Here is a 3,672-nt window from a genome sequence, read left to right as displayed (position 1 = left end):
GGCGCTATTCTCGGACAGCCTCCTAGAACACCTTTTATTCACTGATGCTGCCAAAACCAACTTTTTTCGTACAACGTATAAAGCATATAACTTGTATCGTTCTGAGCCTCAGATTACCAATCATCCAGCTGTAACCATTTTTCAACTAGCTACCATGATTAAAGTGCATACAACCGACACAGAAACCACTTATAACAATAAGCAGGCTTCCGTTTACTCATGGTTCTGGCATGCCCTTGCTCCTTATTGGCGTGTCTATAGAGATGTGCTGCTGGCCAGTTTGCTGGTCAATCTTTTTGCCCTGGTATCACCTCTGTTTGTTATGAACGTATACGACAGGGTTGTGCCTAACCAGGCATTTGAAACGCTGTGGATGCTGGCGACAGGTGTTGTCCTTGCTTTCTTTTTTGAGGCCGTTACTCGACTTATCCGATCCCGCTATATTGATCTGGCTGGGCGACAGGTTGATCTGACACTATCTTCCCGGCTGATGGATCGCTTGTTAGGGCTGAAGCTATCCAGTCGTCCCGCCAGTGCGGGTAACCTCATGAATCAGCTTGCTGAGTTTGACAGCATTCGCTCTTTTATTACCTCGACAACGGTCATGGCGTTCATCGATTTGCCATTTGTTGTGCTGTTTCTTGGGCTAGTGATCTGGTTGGGTGGCTGGCTGGCAATCATTCCGATTTTCTGTATTGGCATTGCCCTGGCCGTAGCATGGCTGCTGAACAGACCTCTTCAGTCCGTTATTGCCAGGCAACAGGGAGCTTCGGCCCAGCGGCAGAGCTTTTTAATGGAATTGTTGCTCGGGCTGATTTCTGTGAAGAGCTGTAATGTTGAAAGCCAGAATCAGAAAAAGTGGAGCAAAATGAACCGGGAAGTCGCAGATGCCTCGCTTAAAATACGTCATCTGCAGGCCATCACCGGTCAGGTCACCACATTAATGCTTCAGCTGAACACCGTTGCGCTGGTTATATCTGGTGTTTATCTCATCAGTGTGGGTGATCTTTCCATGGGCGGGTTAATCGCCATCATGATGATTTCCGGTCGTTGTGCTGCCCCGGTCTCACAGGTGATTGGCTTATTGAACCAGTATGATAAAACAGTACAGGCACTGGATCATACCGGGCAGATCATGAACCTGCCCCAAGATTACCCTGAGGAGCGCAAACTGCTCAGGCCAGATGCGTTTCAGGGCCATTTTTATATAAGCAATATGTCGTTTGCCTACCCGAATGCGCCTGACCTGCTGAGTGATATTAATCTGCAGATTCCCGCTGGAACCAAGCTGGCCGTTCTCGGGCGGATGGGGTCAGGAAAAAGTACTTTCCTGCAACTGCTGATGGGACTCTGGGAACCAACTAAAGGACTGGTTGGTATTGATGGCATCGATCTTCGTCAGATTGACCCGAACTGGTTTCGCCGTCACGTGGGCTACGTTGGGCAACGCACGGAACTGTTTAACGCCTCGTTGCGAGACAATGTCACCATGCATCGTGAAGGGATCAGCGACAGCGATATTTTGAGCGCATTGGAGCAGTCCGGTCTACAGAGCATCATTCAGGCTGGTAGTGCCGGTCTTGATTTTATTGTCGGTGAGGGTGGGCGTAACCTGTCCGGCGGCCAGGCTCAGGCTGTTGGTCTGGCTCGGGCCCTGGTGACCAACCCTGCTGCCATTATTATGGATGAACCGTCCAGCGCCATGGATTCACAGGCTGAGGCGCGTTTTTGTCAGCTACTTCTGGAGCTGAAAGAAACCACCGTCATTCTGGTGACGCACAAAATGAACCAGTTGGATGTGATGGACCATATCGTGGTGCTTGATCAGGGAAAAATCAGTGTCAGTGGGAGTACGCATGATGTCCTGAAGGAATCGAAAAAGGCTCATCACTCAGCAGAGAAGACCGCAGAGAAAAATGCAGAGGAGGCTGTGACTTGAAATGAGTGAGCTCTCCACCCATCACGGCTCTGGCTGGCATGCTGCCAGCGAAGCGGAAATCAATAAAATCACCAGGGGGAGCCGCCCACTGATCATGACAGTTGCCCTCTGTCTTCTGACTTTTATCCTCTGGGCAAGCTGGTGTGAGCTGGATGAGATTACCCGTGGAGAGGGCAAGGTGATTCCCTCCAGCCAGGTTCAGCATGTTCAGAATATGGAAGGTGGCATTATCGAGGACATTCTTGTATCTGAAGGAGATCTGGTAGAAAAGGAACAGGTGTTAATGATAATGGACGACACCCGGTTTACTTCTACCCTCCGGGGGCAGCTGGCCAATCGTAATGCGTTGATGGCCAGAAGGGCTCGTTTGCTGGCAGAAGTTGAAGGCGGAGAGCCGGTAATGCCTGAGACGTTGACTGCAAACCTTCTGTTGCTTGCAGACCGGGAGAAGGAGCTCTTTCATCACCGTCAGTTGGAACTGAGCAGTAGTATTGGTGTTTATCAGCAGCAGCTGACCCAGCAGAAGAAACAGGCGCTTGAGACAAAAGAACAACGGGAGATGCTGACACGCCGCTTTGCTTTGCTGGATGAAGAGCTTCAACTTGCCCGCGATCTGGCTGCAGAAGGAGCTGTATCACGTGTAGAGGTACTTCGACTTGAACGACAGGTCAGTGATACCCGGGGCGAAAAACTTATTGCCGAGAAAAATCTTGAGCGAATTGCTGCGCAACAGGAAGAGATACAGCAGCGTATTAATGAGATACGACTGAACTTTGTCAATAAAGCGCGAGTAGAGTTAAACGAAACACTTGCCCAATTGCATGAACTAACTGCAAAAGAAACAGCAGTCAGTGACCAGGTGGAACGTACCCGGGTCAAGGCGCCAATGAAAGGGGTTGTCAAGCAGATTCTTGTAAACACTGAAGGAGGTGTTGTTCAGCCGGGCATGGTGATGATGGACCTTATTCCCGTAGACGACACTCTTGAGGTAGAAGCCAGAATCCGGCCACAGGATATTGCATTCCTGCATCCTGGTCAGAAAGCCACGGTTCGCTTTACTGCCTATGACTTTACTATTCATGGCGGCCTTGATGGTGAGCTGACTCATATCAGTGCAGACACTATTATGGACGAACAGGGTGAAAGCTTTTATCTGGTGAGAATCAAAACCGACAATAGCCATCTGGGCCGTGAAGGTGATAAAAGTCGACCCATTATCGTCGGGATGGTTGCCTCCGTTGATATTTTAACCGGCAAAAAAACACTCCTTGAGTATCTGTTAAAGCCGGTGCTGAGAGCCAGGCAGCTGGCCTTTAGCGAGCGATAAAAATTTTAAGCTGAAAATAAAAACTGACACAGGGCTGGAGTTGCCCGGGAAAAATAACCTGAATTCAAGTTATAGATTTGACGAACTTTTCAGCCTTTTTCCCTGGTGTCGCTGTTGAGCCCTGCGGTGGGCCTGTGCCTGTAACCCGCAGCCCCTTGCGTCGTCCTGATTCCTGCTACAGAGAACTCTGTGAACATCAAGGTTTTTCTGCATTTTTTTTTTGGAAAGTCCCATTTTTCAGTTCGATTTTGATATAGTGTTTCTATTTAGAGCTCAGGTGCTTAAAGCCCATCGATGGCGTCCTCTGTTTGATTACTTAACTAGAGTACCCCTGAGTTCCGATTCTTTTCAAAGTCAAAGGTATTTCTGTAGCAAACCTCTGGTTACAGAGGTTATGCATTTATGA

At 49.0% G+C, this 3,672-nt stretch carries 2 protein-coding genes; both read left to right on the top strand.

Features of this window, described 5'->3' with window-relative positions:
• The coding region (locus KDK15_RS19495; protein WP_257297065.1) for a type I secretion system permease/ATPase at positions 1-1,939 on the top strand (1,939 nt) is incomplete at its 5' end.
• A 1-nt stretch (position 1,940) separates the two neighbouring features.
• The gene (locus KDK15_RS19490) at positions 1,941-3,266 is read left to right on the top strand and encodes an HlyD family type I secretion periplasmic adaptor subunit (protein WP_257297064.1); all 1,326 of its coding nucleotides are present in this window, start codon (positions 1,941-1,943) and stop codon (positions 3,264-3,266) included.
• Positions 3,267-3,672 lie beyond the last annotated feature (406 nt).

This window comes from Endozoicomonas sp. YOMI1 (assembly GCF_024606345.1).
GTDB lineage: Bacteria > Pseudomonadota > Gammaproteobacteria > Pseudomonadales > Endozoicomonadaceae > Endozoicomonas.
Note: the sequence above shows the minus strand (reverse complement) of the source record. Positions and strands in the feature narration are given on the sequence as shown.